Source organism: Sphingomonas kaistensis (assembly GCF_036884275.1).
GTDB classification, from domain to species: Bacteria; Pseudomonadota; Alphaproteobacteria; order Sphingomonadales; family Sphingomonadaceae; genus Sphingomicrobium; species Sphingomicrobium kaistense_A.
On the sequence record NZ_CP145607.1, the window covers coordinates 870,849 to 887,793 of the forward strand.

Sequence of the window (16,945 nt, forward strand, 5' to 3'; positions counted from 1 at the left end):
CCTATGTCCATCACCGTCAGCAGCGCCTTCGACAGCGGCAACATCAGCCTGGTCAAGGCAGAAGGAAACGTCCTCGATCTCGAGATCAAGCAGGACGCCCATTCCGATTTCTACCAGTGGTTTCACTTCCGCCTGTCGGGCGTGCGCGACCAGGCGCTGAGCCTGCGGATCACCAATTGCGGCAGCTCGGCCTATCCGATGGGCTGGCCCGGTTACCAGGCGCGCGTGTCGACCGATCGCGAAACCTGGGTGCAGGCCGAAACCAGCTATGCCGATGGCGTGCTGACGGTCGATGTCGAGGTCGACAGCGACATTCTGTGGGTCGCTTATTTCGCGCCTTATTCGATGGAGCGGCACCACGATCTCGTCGCCGCCATCGCCGAACTCGACGGGGTCAAGCACCGCACCCTGGGTGTCAGCCTCGACGGGCAGCCGATCGACTGCCTGACCATCGGCGAAGGGCCGCTCACCGTCTGGCTCTACGCCCGCCAGCATCCGGGCGAGAGCATGGCCGAATGGTGGATGGAAGGCGCGCTCGAAAAGCTGGTCGATTATGACGATCCGGTCGGCCGCGCTCTATTGAAGCGCTGCACCTTCCACTGCGTCCCCAACATGAACCCCGACGGATCGGCGCGCGGCCACCTGCGCACCAATGCGGCGGGCGTGAACCTCAACCGCGAATGGCACGCCCCGTCGGCCGAGCGCAGCCCCGAAGTCCTCTGCGTCCGCAACGCGATGGACCAGGACAAGCCGGTGTTCGCGATGGACATTCACGGCGACGAAGCGATCGCCGCCAACTTCCTCGCGGGCTTCGAGGGCATTCCCAGCCTGACCGAGCGGCAGAGCGAACTCTACAATCTGTTCGCCAACACGCTGGAGCGAATCTGCCCCGACTTCCAGACCCAGCAGGGCTATGAGCTGTCGCGGCCGGGCGAGGCCAATCTGTCGATGAGCACCACCCAGCTTGCCGAACGCTATGGCTGCGTGTCGATGACGCTCGAAATGCCGTTCAAGGATCACGAGCCGCTGGCCGATCCGCTGCACGGCTGGAGCCCCGAGCGGTCCAAGAAGCTGGCGCATAGCTGCCTCGACGCGCTGCACCAGATCCTGCCCGAGCTGGAGACGAAGTAAGCCATGCCGACCCTCGTCCTTCTTCGCCATGGCCAGAGCCAGTGGAACCTCGAAAACCGTTTCACCGGCTGGTGGGACGTCGACGTGACCGAGCAGGGCGAGGCCGAAGCCCGCGCCGCGGGCGCGCTGATGCGCGACAAGAGCGTCGATCTCGACCGGGTGTTCACCAGCGTCCAGAAGCGCGCCATCCGCACCGCCAATCTGGCGCTCGACGCGATGGACCGCATCTGGCTGCCGATGACCAAGGACTGGCGGCTGAACGAGCGGCATTATGGCGGGCTGACCGGCCTCAACAAGGCCGAGACGATCGCCAAGGTCGGCGAGGAGCAGGTCAAGATCTGGCGCCGCAGCTTCGACGTCCCGCCGCCGCCGCTGGAGGCCGACAGCCCGTACGCGTCGCTTCAGCAGGATCGCCGCTATGCCGGGATCGACGTGCCGGCGACCGAAAGCCTCAAGGACACCATCGCCCGCGTGCTGCCTTATTGGGAAGCCGAGATCGCGCCCTGCCTGAAGCGCGGCGAGCGGGTGCTGATCGCGGCGCACGGCAACAGCCTGCGCGCGCTGGAAAAGCATCTGTCGGGCATCTCGGACGCGGACATCACCGGGCTCGAGATCCCGACCGGCCAGCCGATCGTCTACGAACTGGACGACCAGCTCCAGCGGCAGGACCGCTATTACCTCAGCGAGCGCTGAGGCGAGGTGATCGGTCCACTACGGACCGGTCCCGGGAACGTGACTCAAAGCGAAAGCACCGCCTCAAACGGTGTTGAGGCCACCCGCTGCAAGCACCGCCCCGGTCGGCTGACCGGTCGGCGATCCGCCGGTCGGCTCGTCGGACACGGCAACGACGCCGCCGTTCGCGAAGCGGCTGGCGACCGCGGCGGGAAGAACCCGGCGCTGGACGCCTTCGCTGGCCACGAGACCGAGCGAGATGGGCTGGCCGCCCTCGGGGATCAGCCACAATTGCCGGGCACGGCCGGAGGGTGCCTCGACCCGGGCAGGGGTGATCACGAGCTCGCGTCCCTCGGCGCGGAACGCGACGGTCAAGGCTTCGGGCGCGTCCTCGCCGACCAGCGAAGCGACCAGCAGCGGCGCAGGGCTGGTGGCCTGCGGCAGCGGCGCGGGCACGGGCGCGTCGGGACGAAGTTGCAGGCCGAGCAGCACGGCGGCAGCCACCGCCGCGACGGCCGTCGCGGCCCGCCAGCGGGCGATCTGCTTCTTCAGGACCACGACCGCAGCACCGGGCTCGTCTAGCCGGCGAAGAATGCGCGGCCACAAGTCGGGCGACGGCGCTTCCTCGGCAAATTCCTCGAACAAGGGCGCCAGCCGCTCCTCCCACCAGGCCACCTCGGACGCAAAAGCGGGATCCTCGGCGGCGCGGCGGCGCGCGTCCATCAGCTCCTCGCCTTCCAGCAGGCGAAGCACATATTCGGCGGCGAGGGGGATCTCCTCGCTCATCCTTCAAGACACACTTTGAGACGCTGGAGACCCCGGCGGATCCAGCTTTTCAGCGTACCCAGCGGGACCGCGGCGCGGGCCGCCAGTTCCGAATAGGTCAGCCCGTCGAAGAAGGCCGAACGGATCATGTCCTGCGTCCGGCGCTCCAGCGTCGACAGGCAAAACAGGATGCGTTCGCCATCTTCCCGGTCGGACGCGGCGGCGAACGCGTCGGGGGCGTCGTCGGCAATCTCGAGCGCCTCGCCATAAGGCGCGTCGGCCCCATGCGCGCGGCGCGAGCGCAGCCGGTCGATCGCCTTGTTGCGGGCGATGGTCGACAGCCAGGTCAGCGGGCTCGACCGACCGGGATCGAAGGTCCCCGCCCGGTTCCAGATGCTGATGAAAACTTCCTGCAACACTTCTTCCGCCTCGTGCCTGTCGTGCAAGATACGAAGGCAGATGCCCATCAGCTTCGCCGAGGTGCGCTCATACAGCAGATTCAGCGCCGCACGGCTGCCCCCGCCGACCTCGCCGAGCGCGGCGATCAAGTCGGCATGGACGACACGGGGCTGCGGTTGGGGTCCGGGGCTCACGGGCACAGGTCTGCCACGGCAAATCGCGGATGCAAAGCCACCCTATTTTCAGGCTGTCCTACAACAAACCGATATGGTTCAATCCGGCCATGCAAAACCGCACGCCAGCCGCCCGCACCGAGCCGCTCCCCGACTTCCAGCCGGTCGCCCGCCAATATCGCCACGACGGCTGGACCCCGGAGCGCCAGCGCGCCTTCATCGCCGCGCTCGCCGACACCGGAAGCGTCTCCCGCGCCGCGGCAATGGTCAACATGAGCCCCGAAGGCGCTTATTACCTCCGCCGCCAGGCCGGCGCCGAAAGCTTCCGCCGGGCCTGGGAAGCTGCGCTCGACTTCGGCGTCCAGCGCCTGAAAGACCTCGCCTTCGAACGCGCGATCGAAGGCGAGCTCGTTCCGGTCATGAGCTTCGGCAAGCTCGTCGGCTACAGACGCAAGACCAACGACCGCCTGCTGATGTTCTGCCTACGCATGAACGCCAAGGCCCCCGACGGCCGCCGCTATGCCCAAACCTATTTCGACCCCGCCGCCCCGCGCCTCACCGGCACCGCGCCGCAAGCGCTCCCGCAAGTCTCCGAGCCCCTCGCCCCGACCGAAGCCGAGCTTGTCCCGGTTGGTTTGGATGGACAAGCCACCCAAACGTCCGACGACCAGGCCGCGCTGATCCGCCAGTTCGACCCCGTCCACCTCAGCCTCGAGCAGATCGAAGCCCTGCAACAGCTCCTCAGCGACGCCGCCGCCACCCGCCGCGCGCTCGATCAGCACCCCGAATTCGACCCCGCCATTCCCTATGTGCCGGAGGGCCAAGTCCACCACGCGCTCGAACTCGGCGGCGCGGAAGACCCAACCGGCACCTACCACCGCGGCGGCGAGACCGAGATCGACTGGCGCAACCTCGACGAGGCAGGCCTCGCCCACCAGGCCGAGGTCGACGCGGTCATCGCCGCCATGCGCCAGAGCACCGAGGGCAAGTCGAACGGAGGCGAAGCCGACGCTTCGGCTAGGCCGAGAGTTGCGGAAGGCCGGCCGGGCTGCGGCGCCAGCCGACAGCTTCGACGTCATGGGATTCATTCCCATGACGGCCCCGGTGAGGAGCCGAAACCCAAGCCCCGCAACCCCACCCGCCAACGAAAGGCCCGCTAGCCATGCGCGAACCCAAGGACTTCCAGCAAACCGCCCCGACCTTGCGCACCTTCACCCTCAACAGCGACTACGCCCACTGGCTGACGCGGGAGGAGCAGGAAGAAAGCATGCTGCCGAGAGTGGCGCGGCCGGAGTGCCTCAACGGCCGCGTGGCGCGAATGCCGCCGGGGGTGGAGGGAGTGAATGGTTCAGTCTCGGGGCATGGCGAGCCCCGCCGGCCCCGCCGGAGAATCTGACCCCTTCGTCACCCCGGACTTGATCCGGGGTCCCGCTTCTTCTTCCTTGAGGCGATCAACCTGCACGGGGGATTGCCGACCTTACCCCGCACCCTACAACCGCAGGCATGAACCCTCACGATTTCGTTTTCAAATGGCGCGGCGTAGAACTCAAGGAACGCTCTGCTTCCCAAAGCCACTTCAACGACCTTTGCGCGCTACTCGGCGTCCTGGACCCAATCACCGCCGACCGCACCGGCGAAACCTACGCATTCGAAAAGGGGGCGACCAAGACCAGTGGCGGCGAAGGCTGGGCTGACGTGTGGAAACGCGGCTGCTTCGCGTGGGAATATAAAGGTCCGCGCAAGGACCTCGACAAAGCCTTTTCGCAGCTCCTCCAATACAGTGTTGCGCTGGAAAACCCCCCGCTTCTGATCGTGTCCGACATGGACCGCATCCGCATCCACACCAACTGGACCAACACGGTCCAAGAGGTGCACGAGCTGACCCTCGACGACCTGCTCGACGGAGCAAAGCGCGACCGCCTCCGGCAAGCCTTTACCGATCCCGACGCCTTCAAACCCGTCAAGACCCGCCAGGCGCTGACCGAGGAAACCGCGCGGGAGTTCGCCGCCATCGCCCAACGGCTGCGCGACCGCGGCCACGAACCGCATCGGGTCGCTCACTTCGTCAACCAGCTCGTCTTCTGCATGTTCGCCGAAGATGTCGGCCTGCTGCGCGACAACCTGTTCACCCAGATGCTCGAAGCGAGCCGCGACACGCCGGCCGAATTCGCCGACAACGCCAGCCGCCTGTTCGGGGCGATGGCGACCGGCGGCAAGCTCGACTTCAAGAAGATCGACTGGTTCAACGGCGGCCTGTTCAGCGACGATTACGCGCTTCCTCTGGCGGCGCAGGATATCGACGACCTGCTCGCCGCCGCCCGTCGTGACTGGTCGCAGATCGACCCCTCGATCCTCGGCACCCTGTTCGAACGCGGCCTCGATCCGGCCAAGCGCAGCCAGCTTGGCGCCCACTACACCGACCGTGCCAAGATCATGATGATCGTCCAGCCGGTCATCATCGATCCGCTGGAAGCGGAATGGGCCGAGGCGCTGGCGCAGATGACGGCGCTGGTCGAAAGCGCCCCAAAGCGCACCGCAGAGCGCCTCCTCACCCCGGCGGAAAAGCGCAAGGCGGAGACGCTGCAGGCGGAAGCCTCGGCCATCCATTCCGCCTTTATCGAACGGCTCGCCAACTTCCGTGTGCTCGACCCCGCCTGCGGGTCGGGCAATTTCCTCTACGTCGCCCTGCGCGCGTTGAAGGACATCGAACACCGCGCCAATCTCGACGCCGAAGCCCTCGGCCTCCCCCGCGGCTTTCCCCGCACCGGGCCGGAGAACATGCTCGGGATCGAGCTTAATCCCTATGCCGCCGAACTGGCGCGGGTGTCGGTGTGGATCGGTGAGATCCAGTGGATGCGGCGGAATGGCTTCGATGCGGCTCGAAACCCGATCTTGCGGCCGCTGGAAACGATAGAATGCCGGGATGGGGTGTTAGGCGAGGACGGTACAAAGGCAGAATGGCCGAAAGCTAACGTCGCGATCGGCAACCCGCCGTTCCTTGGCAACACGAAGATGATTGGAGAGCTCGGCGAGAACTACACCCGCGTCCTCCGTAAGGCGTGGAAGGAGGTGCCCGGCGGCGTCGATCTGGTCTGTTACTGGTTTGCCAACGCATGGGCGATGATGGTCACTGGCAAGCTGGAGCGGGCAGGGCTGGTTGCCACAAATAGCGTTCGAGGGGGAGCCAATCGGGCGGTGCTGAAGCCGATCGTAAAGCACGGCCGCATCTTCAACGCTTGGAGCGATGAAGAGTGGACCGTTGAGGGCGCTGCGGTTCGGGTTTCGATGATATGCTTCGAGGCTGCATGTGCACGAACCCCAAGGCTCAATGGGCGGGTAGTCGACTGCATCCATGCCGACCTGACCGGAGGCGGATTAGGAACAGACCTGACGAAAGCGGTCCGACTCAATGAAAACCTTCGAACATGCTTCGAAGGCATGAAAAAGTATGGTCCCTTTGAGGTCGAGAGCCAGCAAGCGCGTAAATGGCTCCGAGCACCATTGAATGCGAATGGCCGCCCAAACTCCGATGTAATCTATCCTTGGATCGTGGCGCTTGATGTTGTGCGCCGTCCACTAGACCGCTGGGCCATCGATTTTGCGTCAATGAGCGATTCAAGTGCCGCGTTCTACGAAGCACCGTTCGCACATGCTCAGAAAACGGTTAAGCTCGCCCGTGCGCAAGATCGTAATGAGCGAACGCGTCTGCATTGGTGGATTTACGAGCGATCGCGACCAGAACTGCGTGAACGGCTAGAATCGATCAATCGCTTCATTGCCACGCCGATAGTTGCGAAGCACCGCATCTTTGTTTGGCTGCCTGTCTCGACGCGTCCATCCAATTTGCTCGATGCTATCGCCCGCGACGACGACACAACCTTCGGCATCCTCCATTCGCGCTTTCACGAACTCTGGTCGCTGCGCATGGGCACCTCGCTGGAGGACCGCCCCCGCTACACACCCTCTACCACCTTCGAGACCTTCCCCTTCCCCGAAGGCCTAACCCCCGACATTCCCGCCGCCGACTACGCCGCCGACCCTCGCGCGCAGTCCATCGCCGCCGCCGCCGCCCGTCTCAACGAGCTTCGCGAGAACTGGCTCAACCCCGCCAATCTCGTCCGACGCGAGCCCGAAGTCGTTCCCGGCTATCCCGACCGAATCCTACCGGTCAGCGAGGAAGCGGCGAAGGAACTGAAGAAGCGCACCCTCACCAACCTCTACAACGCGCGCCCGCAATGGCTTGCCAACGCCCAAGCCGCGCTCGATGAAGCCGTGGCCGACGCTTACGGCTGGGGCGACGACTGGCGAGCCGGGCTCCTCACCGAGGATGAAATCCTCGCCCGGCTGTTCCGCCTCAATCAGGAGCGGGCGGCAGAAGAAGCCAAGGCGCCGAAGGGCAAGAAGGCAAAGGCCGTCACGGAGTAAATCCGTGACGTCGGTCGTGTCGGGCAGCGCCGCTTAGGCGGCTTGCCCGCACGCCGGGCCGGGGCACGGCATCTCTACGCGCAAGCTCCCGGTTGCTGGCGCAACCGCTCCCTTGCGCTCGGTGCCTAGCCCTCATCCCCCATCCGGAGCGCCGCGATAAACGCTTCTTGCGGGATGCTCACGTTGCCATACTCCCGCATCCGCGCCTTGCCCTTTTTCTGCTTCTCTAGGAGCTTGCGCTTGCGCGTCGCGTCGCCGCCGTAGCATTTGGCGGTCACGTCCTTGCGCAGCGCGCCGATGGTCTCGCGGGCGATGACCTTGCCGCCGATCGCGGCCTGGATCGGAATCTTGAACATGTGGCGCGGGATCAGTTCCTTCAGCCGCTCGACCATCCCGCGGCCGCGCTGTTCGGCGGTGCCGCGGTGAACGATCATGCTCAGCGCGTCGACCGGCTCCTCGTTGACCAGGATGTTCATCTTGACGAGGTCGCCCTCGCGCGTCCCGATCTGGTGATAGTCGAAGCTCGCATAGCCTTTCGACATGCTCTTCAACCGGTCGTAGAAATCGAACACCACTTCGTTCAGCGGCAATTCGTAGGTCAGCTGCGCGCGGCCGCCGACGTAGGTCAGGTTCTTCTGGATGCCGCGGCGGTCCTGGCAGAGCTTGAGGATGGGCCCGAGATATTCGTCGGGGACATAGATGGTCGCTTCGATCCACGGCTCCTCGATGCTCGCGATCCGGTTGATGTCGGGCATGTCGGCCGGATTGTGCAGCTCGATCGTCTGCGCGTCCTCGGTCTTCGATTTCGACAGGTGCAGCGTGTAGACGACGCTCGGCGCGGTGGTGATGAGGTCGAGGTCATATTCGCGGGTCAACCGCTCCTGGATGATCTCGAGGTGGAGGAGGCCGAGGAAGCCGCAGCGGAAGCCGAAGCCCAGCGCCGCGCTGCTTTCGGTCTCGAAGGAGAAGCTGGCGTCGTTGAGGCGCAGCTTGCTGATGCTTTCGCGCAGTTTCTCGAAGTCGGCGGCGTCGACCGGGAACAGGCCGCAGAACACCACCGGCTGGACTTCCTTGAAGCCCGGCAGCGGCTCGGCGGTGCGCTTCTTGGCGTCGGTGATGGTGTCGCCGACGCGGGTCTGCGCGACTTCCTTGATCTGCGCGGTGATGATTCCGATTTCGCCGGGGCCGAGTTCGGGCAGCATCTGCAGCTTGGGGTTCATCGCGCCGACCCGGTCGACCAGATGCTTGGTGCCGGCCGCCATGAAGACGATTTCCTGGCCCTTGCGGATGAAGCCGTCGATCACGCGGATCAGGATGACGACGCCGAGATAGGGGTCGTACCAGCTGTCGACCAGCATCGCTTTCAGGGGCGCGTCGGGATCGCCTCCCGGCGGCGGGATGCGGGCGACGATCGCTTCCAGCACTTCCTCGATCCCGATCCCGCTTTTGGCGCTGGTCAGGACGGCGTCGCTGGCATCGAGGCCGATCACCTCCTCGATCTCAGCCTTGACCTTGTCGGGCTCGGCGGCGGGGAGGTCGATCTTGTTGATGACGGGCACGATTTCGTGGTCGTGTTCGATCGACTGATAGACGTTGGCCAGCGTCTGCGCTTCGACGCCTTGCGCCGCGTCGACGACGAGGAGGGCGCCTTCGCAGGCGGCGAGGCTGCGGCTGACTTCGTAGGCGAAATCGACGTGGCCCGGCGTGTCCATCAGGTTGAGGGTGTAGGTCTTGCCGTCCTTGGCCGGGTAGGTGAGGCGCACGGTCTGGGCCTTGATGGTGATCCCGCGCTCTTGCTCGATCTCCATGTTATCAAGGACTTGGCCATGGGTCATCTCCCGCTCGGTCAGTCCCCCGGTACGGAGGATCAGCCGGTCTGCGAGGGTCGACTTGCCATGGTCGATGTGGGCAATGATGCTGAAATTGCGGATCAGGCTACGGTCTGTCATGTCGGCGGAGCCGCTAGCAGGGGCGGGAGCTCCTGTCATCTGACCAGCGGCATCGCTTGCCGAGCTTCAGGTTCCGGCGACGCGCACGCCGTATATCGAAACTTACCCGCCGTTCGTCGATGAACGGGCGTTCAGACGCTGCAAACTTCCCCACCGTGCCGGTTCAAGATTCTCTTGGAGCTTCAAACTCATGTGTCATTCCGTTCGACTTTCGTTGTTGCTTGCCGGGGCCTCGCTCGGAACGCTGGCCGTTCCGGCGCTGGCGTCGGCGCAAGGCGCGGCCCCGCTGCCCGCGCTGGTCAAGGACGTGAAGATCCCCAATCAGGTGTTCAAGCTCCAGAACGGCCTCACCGTCGTTGTCCACGAAGACCGCAAGGCGCCGGTCGTCGCGGTCAGCGTGTGGTACAATGTCGGCTCTAAGGACGAACCGCAGGGCAAGACCGGTTTCGCCCACCTGTTCGAGCATCTGATGTTCAACGGGTCCGAAAATCTTCCGGACGACTATTTCACCTACACCACGCAGATCGGCGCGACCGACCTGAACGGAACCACCAACTTCGATCGCACCAACTATTTCCAGACCGTGCCCAAGGCTGCGCTCGAAAAGGCGCTGTTCATGGAATCGGACCGCATGGGCTATCTGCTCGGTGCGGTGACGCAGGAGAAGCTGGATAACCAGCGCGGCGTCGTCCAGAACGAAAAGCGCCAGGGCGACAATCGTCCGGGCGGCCTCGTCCAGTATGAGCTGTTCGGCAACCTGTTCCCGGCCGGCCACCCGTATCACCACACCCCGATCGGCTCGATGGCCGATCTCGACGCGGCCAGCCTTGCCGACGTCCAGAAGTGGTTCATCGACAATTACGGCCCGAACAATGCGGTGCTGGTGCTGGCAGGCGACATCAACGCCGCCGAAGCCCGTCCGCTGGTTCAGAAGTATTTCGGTGCGATCAAGCGCGGCCCCGTGAACGTACCGGCGATGGCTTCGGTGCCTAATGCCGTGGGCAAGACGATCGTCATGAAGGATCGCGTCCCCGCCACGACCATCAGCCGTTCATGGGCGATCCCAGGCATGCTCGACAAGCAGACCGCGGCGCTCGAACTCGGTGGCTCGGTGCTCGGCGGCCTCGCCAGTTCGCGCCTCGACAACGCCCTGGTCCGCAACGAGAAGCTGGCGGTGTCGGTTTCGGCCGGCGCCAATCCGCAGCATCGCGTCGGCCTGTTCCAGGTCCAGGCGACCGTTCGCCCGGGTGTCGATCCGGCGCAGGTCGAGAAGCGCCTCGACGAGATCATGGCCGACTTCATCGCCAAGGGTCCGACCCGCGAGGAACTGAGCCGCGCCGCGACCAGCGAAGTCGCCGGCACCATCAAGGGCCTGGAACAGGTCGGCGGGTTCGGCGGCAAGGCCGTCGCGCTGGCGCAGGGTCAGCTCTATGCGAACGACCCCAACTGGTTCCGCAAGCAGCTCGACGAATATGCCCGCGTCACCCCGGCGCAGGTGCAGGCCGCGTTCCGCCAGTATCTGACCCGTCCGCCGCTCACCATCCGGCTCGAGCCGGGCGAGCGCCCGGCGCCCGTCGAGCCCAAGGGTCCGACCGCGCAGAAGGGCGTTGGCACCCCGCCGCCGCCGACCAAGCGCGACGTGCCGCCGGTCGGCACCTTCGCCGAGCTCGATTTCCCGACGGTCCAGCGCGCGACGCTGTCGAACGGCATGAAGGTCACCTATGCGCAGCGCACCGCGGTGCCGGTGACCACCATGGCGATGACCTTCGACGCCGGCCTCGCCGCCGACGCACCCAATGGGCGTGGCCTTCAGGGCCTGACCATCGGGCTGATGGACGAAGGCGCGGGCAACCTCACCGGCCAGCAGATCGCCGAGCGTCAGGAAGAACTGGGCGCCAGCATCAGCACCAATGCGTCGCTCGACCGCAGCACCGTGACCCTGTCGGCGCTGTCGGCCAACCTCGCCCCCAGCCTCGACCTTCTCGAAACGGTTGTCGAGCAGCCGACCTTTGCCCCGGCGGAGCTGGAGCGGGTGCGGACCCAGGTGCTGACCAGCATCGCCGCGCAGCAGCGTGACCCGAACGGCATCGCCGGCCGCCTGGTCCCCGGCCTCGTCTGGGGCGCCAACCACCCGTATGCCGTCCTCGGCAACGGATCGCCCGAGGCGGTGAAGGCGTTCACTCGCAACGACGTGGTCGGCTTCCAGCAGAAGTGGCTGCGCCCCGACAATGCAGAGATCTTCGTGGTCTCCAACCTGCCGCTGTCGCAGCTGACCCCGCAGCTCGAGCGCCGTTTCGGCACCTGGGCCGCGCCGGCCGGCGTCGCCAAGGGCACCAAGCAGTTCACCGCTGCCCCGGCGCGTCCGACCAGCCCGACCGTGTATCTTGTCAACGTACCGAGCGCACCGCAGTCGGTGATCGTCGCTGCGCAGAGCACGGCCGTCGATCCGCGCGGCGACATCATCGCCACGCAGGCCGGCAACGAAGTGCTGGGCGGCAACTTCCTGTCGCGAATCAACATGGACCTGCGCGAAACCAAGGGTTGGAGCTATGGCGTTCGCAGCAGCTTCGACGTCGCCCCGGGCGGCGTCAGCTACGCGATCACCGCCCCGGTCCAGGCCGACCGCACCGGCGAATCGATTGCCGCGCTGAACAGCCAGGTCACTGACCTCCTCGGCGGCAAGGGCGTCACCACCGACGAACTCGGCCGTCTCGTCAGCAACAACGTCAACACGCTGCCGGGCCGGTTCGAAACTTCGCAGGCGGTGCTCGCGGCGATGATGTCGAACAGTCTGCTTGGCCGTCCGGACACTTATCAGGAGCAGCTCGCGGCCCGGTATCGCGCGCTCAACCAGGGCGGGATCGACACCGCGCTGCGCGGGGCGATCGATCCCAAGGGCTTCACCTGGCTGGTCGTCGGCGATGCCGCAAAGGTCAAGCCGCAGCTCGACAAGCTCGGCTACCCGGTGCAGGTAATCGAAGCGAAGTAAGTTCGCCTTACCTCGATACGCGGGAAGGCCCGGGGCAGCGATGCTCCGGGCCTTTTCGTTGGGGCCTCAGCCAAGGCGGGTGACGTGACCCATCTTGCGCCCGCGCCGCGCGGCGCCCTTGCCGTAAAGATGCAGCGCGGCTTGTCGGTCGGCGGCGAGCTCGGGCCAGCGGTGGATCTCGTCGCCGATCAGATTGTCCATCGTGACTTCTTGGCTGCGCAGCGCCGTGCTGCCGAGCGGCAGGCCCGTGATGGCGCGGATATGCTGCGCGAATTGCGAGGTGGCGGCGCCTTCGATGGTCCAGTGGCCGCTGTTATGGACCCGCGGCGCGATCTCGTTGACCAGCGGGCCATCAGCGCAGGCGAAGAACTCCACCGTCAGCACCCCGACATGGCCGAGCCGCTCGGCGATCGCGCCGGCCTGCCGCCGCGCTTCGCCGACCTGCTTCTCGATCAGGTCGCCGGCCGGAAGCTCGCAGCGGTGGAGGATGCCGTCCACGTGGACGTTGCGGGTCGAATCGAAAAAGGCGAGCGCTCCGTCGGCGCCGCGGGCGACCACTACCGAAAATTCGGCGTCGAAGCGGATCGCCTGCTCAGCCACCAGCGGCCGTTGCCCGAGCGTGTCCCACGCGCCCGCGATGTCGGCCTCGGTGCGCAGCCAAGCCTGGCCCTTGCCGTCATAACCGTCGCGCCGGGTCTTAAGCACCAGCGGCAGGCCGAGCGCCTCGACCGCCGCGGCGATATCCTCCGGCCCGTCGATCGCACGCCACTTGGCCGGACGGCCGCCGGCTTCCTCGACGAACGCTTTTTCGGCGCATCGGTCCTGCGCGATGGCGAGGCTGGCGGTACCGGGTCGCAGCTTGTCGGCGATGGTCGCCAGCGGGCCGACCGGCAGATTCTCGAACTCATACGTGACGACATCGCAGGACGCCGCAAATCGCTCCAGCGCCGCCACGTCGTCGAACGCGGCGCTTGTGAAATCCGCCGCCACATCCGCCGCGCACGGCCGTTCGTGGGGATCGAACACATGCACTCTATAACCGAGCGGCGCCGCCGCCAGCGCCAGCATCCGGCCGAGCTGACCGCCGCCGATGATCCCGATCGTGCCGCCGGGCGCGATCACCGAGGCGTCTCGGCGACCGATTCGGTTTGCGCGGCCCGCCACGCATCAAGCCGCCCGGCCAGCGCCTCGTCCGAGAGGGCAAGGATCGAGGCCGCCAGCAGCCCGGCATTGATTGCCCCGGCCTTGCCGATCGCCAGGGTTCCCACCGGCACCCCGCCCGGCATCTGCGCGATCGACAGCAGGCTATCGAGCCCCGACAATGCCTTGCTCTCGACCGGCACGCCCAGCACCGGAAGCGGGGTCATCGACGCGGCCATGCCCGGCAGGTGCGCCGCGCCGCCCGCCCCGGCGATAATCAGCTTCAGCCCCCGCGCTTTCGCGCTTGTTGCATAATCGTACAGTCGCTGGGGAGTGCGATGCGCCGAGACGACTTTTGCCTCATGAGCAACCCCAAGTTCCTCGAGGATGGACGATGCGTGCTGCATCGTTTCCCAATCGGACTGGCTGCCCATGATGATCCCGACGTCCATCTGCCCCTCATCCAAACCGCGACGAGGCTCGTATCTAGAAGCCGTCGCCCCTTGTGTCACCCGCTCCCCAAAAGGCTTGATCTGCGTTATGATTTGCTTCGCCACCGGCGGGATGGTGTTTTCGCATGACTGACGACGACGAAATCCTGAAGCAGGATCCCACCGCGCTGTGGGCCGAAATCGCGCGTCTGCGCGCCACGGTCGCACGGCTTGAACGGCAGGTCGGAGAACTCGACCGGCTTGCTCACCACGATGCGCTCGTGCCGCTGCCCAACCGGCGCGGATTCGAGAAACAGCTCGCCGGACTGATCGACCGGCTCGAACGCTATGGCGATTCGAGCGCTTTGCTGTTTATCGACGTCGACGGGCTGAAGATGGTCAACGACAGCTTCGGCCACGACGCGGGCGACGCGGTGCTGATCCATGTCGCCGAATTGCTGATCGGCGGAGTCCGGCAAAGCGACACGGTGGCGCGCTTCGGCGGCGACGAATTCGCGGTGTTGCTGGAGCGAGTCGACTTCGAGCAGGCGAACGAAACGGCGGCGCGGCTGACCGACCGGATCGCGGGCACCAGTTTCACACACGACGGGCTCGCCATCCCCTTGTCGGCGGCGATCGGCATTGCCGAGATCCGGGTCGGCGACACGCCCGAGGCCGTGCTCGCCCGTGCCGACCGCGCAATGTACGAGCAAAAGGCCGCCGCTTAGGCCGCCGCCGCCTTCCGCTTCCACCAGCGGCCCTTGGGACCGCCGCTGTTGAGCACCGAGCGGCGGAACCACGCCGCCGCCAGCTTCAGAATCAGCGCTACCCACAGCCCTTGCCAGGCCAGCGCCGCGAGATGCGGCAGCACCGCTTCGTCCAGCGCGGCGCGGGAGATCATCGCAAAGGGCGAGGACAGCGGAAAGGCCGCCGCCAGGATGCCCAGCGAACCATGCGGCGCGCTGATCGCGAAGTTGGCGAGGAACAGCAGCCCGACCTGCCCCATGGTGATCGGCATGGACAGGATCTGCACCTCGCGTGCGGTGCTGGCCTGCGCACCGATGCCGAGAAAGGCGGCGCCGATCAGCAGGTAGCTCATCGCGTAATAAAGCGCGCCAAGAGCGAGGAACACGGGCCAGCCGACCGCCGGGGGCGGCAACACCGCAAAGATGCCCGGCGCGAACAGCAGCAGAAAGCTGATCGCGACGCTCATCCACACCGCGATCCCGGTCAGGCTCATCGCCAGCATGGCGAACAATTTGCCGATGAAAATCGATTCCACCGGCACGGCGGCCGCCAGCACTTCGATCACCTTGTTCGACTTTTCCTCGATCAGCTGGCTCAGCAGCATGCCGGAAAGCAGCAGGGTGAGCAGGAACAGCAGCGCCTGTCCCGCGCGTGCGGTGACTTCGCGGGCGTTGCGCGTCGCTCCGGCGGTCTGCCGCAGGGGGATCACCCCGATTTCGGGGATCGGGGTCGGTCCGTTAGCGGCGCGGTCGAGGATCAGGCGGACCTGGCCGACCAGGGGATCGCTGCCGCCGACCTTGCCGATCAGCGACGGCGCATTGAATGGATATTCGAGCACCGCGATCACCGACCCGTCGGCCTTGTTGAGCAATGTCCTGTAGTCGGTGCCAAGCGGCGCCGCCTTGAGCAGGGGGAGTTGGCCGGTGCCGGGGACGGCCGCGAGTTCTGTCCGTGCCCGCTGGAGGCGCGCGACCTCCGCTGGCGCGGCAATTACCGCGACTTGCGTTCGTTCGGCATCGCTCGCCACCTTGGCGCCGATCCCGCCGAACAGCGCACCCAAGAGGATCGGGAAAAGCGGTCCAAGCAGGAAGAATAGGAAAGAGCGACTGAGCACGGTCGCGGTGTAATCGCGCCTAGCGATCACGAAGGCGGACTGCAGCTTGTTGAGACGGCGGTTCATTCCGGCGCTCCCTCTCCCATGGCGGCGGCGGCCGAGGCGCCGGCGATGGCCACGAACGCATCGTGAAGGCCGGGGCGCTCGATCGACAGCGTGTCGATCCCCGCGCCGCCGTCGATCAGCGCGCGCAGCAACGGCTCGGGGCCGCCCTCGGGAAGCTCGAAACGCCATTCGCGCCCGACCTGCCTGGCCCCCGGCGGCAGGGCCGCGCGCCACGCGCCGTCCTCGGCCCGGGTCTGCAGCCGCACTACTGGGCGCAGCCGGTCGCGCGCGTCATCCACCGCGCCGGCAAAAGCGACCTTCCCGCCGGCGATGATCGCGATCCGCTCGCACAGCCGCTCGGCATGGGCGATGACATGGGTCGAGAAGATCACCGTGGCCCCGTCCGCTGCCTCGGCCCGGATCAAGGCTTCCAATTTCTCCTGGTTGATCGCGTCCAGCCCGGAAAAAGGCTCGTCGAGCACGATCAGACGCGGCTTGTGAACCAGCGTGCCGAGCAATTGCACCGTCTGCGCCATGCCCTTGGAGAGCGAGCGGATCGGCTTCTTTTCCCAGTCCGCCAGCCCGCGCTCGGCCAGCAGCACCGACGCGCGGCGACGCCCTTCGGCCAGCGGCAAGCCGCGCAGCGCGCCCATGAAAGCGATCGCTTCGCGCGGGTTCATCGCGGGATACAGCCCGCGTTCCTCGGGCAGATAGCCGACTTCGCTCGACGCATCGAGCGGCTGCGTGTGACCGAGCAGAGAGCGCGTGCCGCTATCAGGGTCGATGATCCCGAGCAGCATGCGCAAGGTCGTGGTCTTGCCCGCGCCGTTGGGGCCGAGCAGGCCGAAGATGCTGCCCGCCGGCACGGTTAGGCTGACCCCGTCGACCGCGCGCTTGTCCCCGAACGTCTTCACCAGCGCGCGCGCGTCCACCGCTGCCTCGCCGCCGATCTTCTCTTGCAGCAC

At 66.2% G+C, this 16,945-nt stretch carries 14 protein-coding genes; 7 read left to right on the forward strand and 7 right to left on the reverse strand.

From position 1 onward, the window contains the following. The first annotated feature begins 3 nt into the window (after nucleotides 1-3). Together V6R86_RS04150 and gpmA are read left to right on the forward strand one after the other, a co-directional pair. On the forward strand, nucleotides 4-1,131 hold the full coding sequence (locus V6R86_RS04150; protein ID WP_338502366.1) for a M14 family metallopeptidase: 1,128 nt from the start codon (nucleotides 4-6) through the stop codon (nucleotides 1,129-1,131). 3 nt (nucleotides 1,132-1,134) lie between these two features. Further along, on the forward strand, nucleotides 1,135-1,824 hold the full coding sequence (gene gpmA / locus V6R86_RS04155; RefSeq protein WP_338502367.1) for a 2,3-diphosphoglycerate-dependent phosphoglycerate mutase: 690 nt from the start codon (nucleotides 1,135-1,137) through the stop codon (nucleotides 1,822-1,824). A 63-nt stretch (nucleotides 1,825-1,887) separates the two neighbouring features. On the opposite strand, the gene V6R86_RS04160 is transcribed toward gpmA, so the two are convergent. Together V6R86_RS04160 and V6R86_RS04165 are read right to left on the reverse strand one after the other, a co-directional pair. Beyond that, complete coding sequence (locus V6R86_RS04160; protein ID WP_338502369.1) at nucleotides 1,888-2,589, reverse strand: anti-sigma factor; 702 nt, start codon at nucleotides 2,587-2,589, stop codon at nucleotides 1,888-1,890. Beyond that, the gene (locus V6R86_RS04165; RefSeq protein ID WP_338502371.1) at nucleotides 2,586-3,161 is read right to left on the reverse strand and encodes a sigma-70 family RNA polymerase sigma factor; all 576 of its coding nucleotides are present in this window, start codon (nucleotides 3,159-3,161) and stop codon (nucleotides 2,586-2,588) included. The genes V6R86_RS04160 and V6R86_RS04165 overlap by 4 nt, the downstream gene beginning before the upstream one ends. Before the next feature lie 89 nt (nucleotides 3,162-3,250). Between V6R86_RS04165 and V6R86_RS04170 the strand changes: the two genes are divergently transcribed. From V6R86_RS04170 to V6R86_RS04180, 3 genes are all read left to right on the forward strand, one after another. Continuing rightward, entirely contained in the window at nucleotides 3,251-4,300 is a 1,050-nt protein-coding gene (locus V6R86_RS04170; protein ID WP_338502373.1) for a hypothetical protein, read from the forward strand. 2 nt (nucleotides 4,301-4,302) lie between these two features. Continuing rightward, nucleotides 4,303-4,536, forward strand: coding sequence for a hypothetical protein (locus V6R86_RS04175; RefSeq protein ID WP_338502375.1), 234 nt, complete (start codon nucleotides 4,303-4,305; stop codon nucleotides 4,534-4,536). 107 nt (nucleotides 4,537-4,643) lie between these two features. Next, nucleotides 4,644-7,565 (forward strand): class I SAM-dependent DNA methyltransferase, encoded by a 2,922-nt coding sequence (locus V6R86_RS04180; RefSeq protein WP_338502376.1) that lies wholly within the window; start codon nucleotides 4,644-4,646, stop codon nucleotides 7,563-7,565. A gap of 125 nt (nucleotides 7,566-7,690) precedes the next feature. On the opposite strand, the gene lepA is transcribed toward V6R86_RS04180, so the two are convergent. After that, nucleotides 7,691-9,514, reverse strand: a complete 1,824-nt coding sequence (gene lepA, locus V6R86_RS04185) for a translation elongation factor 4 (protein WP_338502378.1) — start codon at nucleotides 9,512-9,514, stop codon at nucleotides 7,691-7,693. A gap of 190 nt (nucleotides 9,515-9,704) precedes the next feature. Here lepA and V6R86_RS04190 point away from each other — a divergent pair, with 190 nt between their 5' ends. Beyond that, nucleotides 9,705-12,503, forward strand: a complete 2,799-nt coding sequence (locus V6R86_RS04190) for a pitrilysin family protein (protein WP_338502381.1) — start codon at nucleotides 9,705-9,707, stop codon at nucleotides 12,501-12,503. 66 nt (nucleotides 12,504-12,569) lie between these two features. On the opposite strand, the gene V6R86_RS04195 is transcribed toward V6R86_RS04190, so the two are convergent. Then, nucleotides 12,570-13,625: a 5-(carboxyamino)imidazole ribonucleotide synthase gene (locus V6R86_RS04195; RefSeq protein WP_338502382.1), complete on the reverse strand. Its 1,056-nt coding sequence runs from the start codon at nucleotides 13,623-13,625 to the stop codon at nucleotides 12,570-12,572. Then, nucleotides 13,622-14,095 (reverse strand): 5-(carboxyamino)imidazole ribonucleotide mutase, encoded by a 474-nt coding sequence (purE, locus tag V6R86_RS04200; RefSeq protein WP_338502384.1) that lies wholly within the window; start codon nucleotides 14,093-14,095, stop codon nucleotides 13,622-13,624. The genes V6R86_RS04195 and purE overlap by 4 nt, the downstream gene beginning before the upstream one ends. 125 nt (nucleotides 14,096-14,220) lie before the next feature. Between purE and V6R86_RS04205 the strand changes: the two genes are divergently transcribed. After that, nucleotides 14,221-14,802 (forward strand): GGDEF domain-containing protein, encoded by a 582-nt coding sequence (locus V6R86_RS04205; protein ID WP_338502386.1) that lies wholly within the window; start codon nucleotides 14,221-14,223, stop codon nucleotides 14,800-14,802. Here V6R86_RS04205 and V6R86_RS04210 read toward each other — a convergent pair. After that, nucleotides 14,799-16,001 carry an ABC transporter permease gene (locus V6R86_RS04210; protein WP_338502388.1) on the reverse strand — a complete coding sequence of 401 codons (1,203 nt, stop codon included), beginning with the start codon at nucleotides 15,999-16,001 and terminating at the stop codon, nucleotides 14,799-14,801. The genes V6R86_RS04205 and V6R86_RS04210 overlap by 4 nt on opposite strands. Then, complete coding sequence (locus tag V6R86_RS04215; RefSeq protein ID WP_425335977.1) at nucleotides 15,998-16,942, reverse strand: ABC transporter ATP-binding protein; 945 nt, start codon at nucleotides 16,940-16,942, stop codon at nucleotides 15,998-16,000. Before V6R86_RS04215 ends, V6R86_RS04210 begins: the two co-directional genes overlap by 4 nt. Nucleotides 16,943-16,945 lie beyond the last annotated feature (3 nt).

Bases quoted from the DNA above. Each gene is read 5' to 3' on its own strand.
- V6R86_RS04175 (WP_338502375.1), top strand. From the start codon at position 4,303: ATGCGCGAACCCAAGGACTTCCAGCAAACCGCCCCGACCTTGCGCACC.
- purE (WP_338502384.1), bottom strand. From the start codon at position 14,095: ATGGACGTCGGGATCATCATGGGCAGCCAGTCCGATTGGGAAACGATG.
- V6R86_RS04170 (WP_338502373.1), top strand. From the start codon at position 3,251: ATGCAAAACCGCACGCCAGCCGCCCGCACCGAGCCGCTCCCCGACTTC.
- gpmA (WP_338502367.1), top strand. From the start codon at position 1,135: ATGCCGACCCTCGTCCTTCTTCGCCATGGCCAGAGCCAGTGGAACCTC.
- V6R86_RS04210 (WP_338502388.1), bottom strand. From the start codon at position 16,001: ATGAACCGCCGTCTCAACAAGCTGCAGTCCGCCTTCGTGATCGCTAGG.
- V6R86_RS04190 (WP_338502381.1), top strand. From the start codon at position 9,705: ATGTGTCATTCCGTTCGACTTTCGTTGTTGCTTGCCGGGGCCTCGCTC.
- V6R86_RS04160 (WP_338502369.1), bottom strand. From the start codon at position 2,589: ATGAGCGAGGAGATCCCCCTCGCCGCCGAATATGTGCTTCGCCTGCTG.
- V6R86_RS04150 (WP_338502366.1), top strand. From the start codon at position 4: ATGTCCATCACCGTCAGCAGCGCCTTCGACAGCGGCAACATCAGCCTG.
- V6R86_RS04205 (WP_338502386.1), top strand. From the start codon at position 14,221: ATGACTGACGACGACGAAATCCTGAAGCAGGATCCCACCGCGCTGTGG.
- V6R86_RS04180 (WP_338502376.1), top strand. From the start codon at position 4,644: ATGAACCCTCACGATTTCGTTTTCAAATGGCGCGGCGTAGAACTCAAG.
- lepA (WP_338502378.1), bottom strand. From the start codon at position 9,514: ATGACAGACCGTAGCCTGATCCGCAATTTCAGCATCATTGCCCACATC.